The 2,217-nt window shown below is 65.9% G+C and carries 3 protein-coding genes; all 3 read right to left on the reverse strand.

Features of this window, described 5'->3' with window-relative positions; all coding sequences use genetic code 11:
• Positions 1–102, reverse strand: a 102-nt coding sequence (locus FJ222_12700; protein ID MBM4165280.1) for an ABC transporter ATP-binding protein, incomplete at its 3' end; no start/stop codon positions are given.
• A 6-nt stretch (positions 103–108) separates the two neighbouring features.
• Complete coding sequence (locus tag FJ222_12705) at positions 109–777, reverse strand: ABC transporter permease subunit (protein MBM4165281.1); 669 nt, start codon at positions 775–777, stop codon at positions 109–111.
• A gap of 950 nt (positions 778–1,727) precedes the next feature.
• Positions 1,728–2,217, reverse strand: a 490-nt coding sequence (locus FJ222_12710; protein MBM4165282.1) for an ABC transporter permease subunit, incomplete at its 5' end; no start/stop codon positions are given.

Below are 2,217 nucleotides of genomic sequence, written 5' to 3' on the forward strand. Positions count from 1 at the left end.
GCCGCGGTCAAGCGCGAGCGACACATCATCAACCGCAGCGACGACGCCGTCATCGGTGTCGAAGCGCACGGAGAGGTGTTCGATCTGGAGCAGGGGCGGCATCGGGCATCACTCCATGCGGGTTTTGGGTTTGGGGTCGAACGCATCGCGCAGCCCCTCGCCGATCAGCACGGCGAGGATCATGACGACAAACAGCGCGGATGAGGGGAAGACGACGAGCCACCAGGCTCCGCGGTGTGCCTGAGCCTGATTGAGGAGCTCGCCCCAACTGGGCGCGAGCGGCGGCAGGCCGAAGCCCAGAAAGTCCAGGGCCGAGAGGGCCGCGATGGCGCCGACGAGATTGAAGGGAAACAGGGTGATCAGCGGCGTGAGGGCGTTGGGGAGGATGTGGCGGAAGATAATGCGGAGCGGGCCAAGACCCTGGCAGCGGGCCGATTCGATGAACGGCCGGCCGCGGAGGCGGAGGAATTCGGCGCGCATGTAGGTGGAGATGCCAATCCAGTTGAAGAGGCCAAAGCAGATCAGCAGCAGCAGGAAGCTCCGGCCGAGGACCGAGCCGATCAGGATCATGATGTACAGGAAGGGGAGGGCCGACCAGATTTCGATCAGCCGCTGGCCGAACAGGTCCAGAAGGCCGCCGAAATATCCCTGTAGCGCCCCGATCACGAGGCCGATGCACATCGCCCAGACCACCAAGAGCGCGCCAAACAGCAGTCCGGTCCGAAGGCCGAACAGGACACGGGCCAGGACGTCCCGTCCCGAGCCGTCGACGCCCATCCAATGGCCGGGAACCGGTCGGTGTGGCCAGGATACAGGAGGGAATACGCAGGTGAAGCGGGCGTCGGCCCCGTTCCAGACGCCAGCAGCTTCGGCCGAATTGGACTGCAGCGCGTCGGCCACCACGGGTGCCAGGGATTCGGCCAGCGCCGTGTCGCTCCCGAAATGGCGGCCGAGGAGCATCGGCAGCGAACCCTCGGCGGCGGCCCGCTGCGCGTCGTCGGCGGCGATCTGCCGGGTCAGCGGCTTGAATGCGGCCGAGTCTGTGGCGCGGAGCGAGAGGCGCACGGTGGCCGGGGGCGTGTCACGCGGTTCGTACGCGGCGAGAGAAAAGACAGCCTGCATCCCTGACGCGCCTGCGTGGCGAAGCACAGCCTCGAACGCGGGCGCGGGACGGTTGTCAAAACGGATCCGGATCGCGGCGGACACCGCATCGGTCAGCAACCAGTGCTCGACGAGGACGGCGCCCTCGGCCTCGGCGAGGTCCGGGAAAAACGTCTCGCACGCGATCGGACGCGAGACCACCCCCTCGGGGGAAAGGTTGAAGCGGCCGATGCGGGGTGCTGGTGCGACCGTCACCCGCAGGCTCCGGTACCCGGCAAAGTCGCTGGCGGACAAGATGGTATTGGGCCCGCACGGGATGGGTGCAAACCAGGCCGTGTTGCGGGGATTGGCGGTGAAGCGTTCCGAAGCGACGACGGCGCGGTAATCCACGCGGGTGAAGCGGCCATTCTGCAGCAGATCCTGTTCCGTGTAAAAGCGAAACGCGGGAAAAAAGGCCTTGCCGTCCAGGCGGAGAAAGAGCGGACGGCTGTTGCAGATGCCATCGGCGATCAGGCTCGCAAACGCCAGGGCGCCGAGCGCCCAGACGGCGCACCACGCCCGCCGGTTGCGGCGAAAGGCGGCAAACCGTTTGGCGTTCAAGGAGCGCGGTTGAGGGGGTGTGGCGTTCATGAGCGGTCGAAATGGATGCGGGGGTCGATGATCATGTAACAGACGTCCGAGATCAGATTGCCGATCAACTGGAGCGAGGCGGTGAGCGAGAGGAGCGCCATGAAGACGGCGTAATCGCGCCGGGTGATGGCGTTCAGGCTGAGCTGCCCCATGCCGGGAATCTCGAAGATCGTCTCGATGATGACCGAGCCGGCGAAAAAGACGGTCAGGATGCCGCCCACGCCCGTCGCGATCGGGATGAGTGCATTGCGGAAGGCGTGACACCAGACCGCGCGCCGGAACGAGGCGCCCGTGGCCAGAACCGTTCGCACGTAGTCGCTCGAGATCTGATCAAGCGCGGCGTTTTTCATCATCAGCGTGAGCACCGCGAAACTCCCCGCCATGTAGCAGATGACCGGCAGGGTCATGTGCCACGCATGGTCGCGGAGGCGGCTCCAGAAGGTGAGGGTGTCGGCATCGGCGGAGGCAAATCCGCCGAGAGGAAAG

The sequence above is a fragment of the Lentisphaerota bacterium genome, assembly GCA_016873675.1.
Classification (GTDB): domain Bacteria; phylum Verrucomicrobiota; class Kiritimatiellia; order RFP12; family JAAYNR01; genus VGWG01.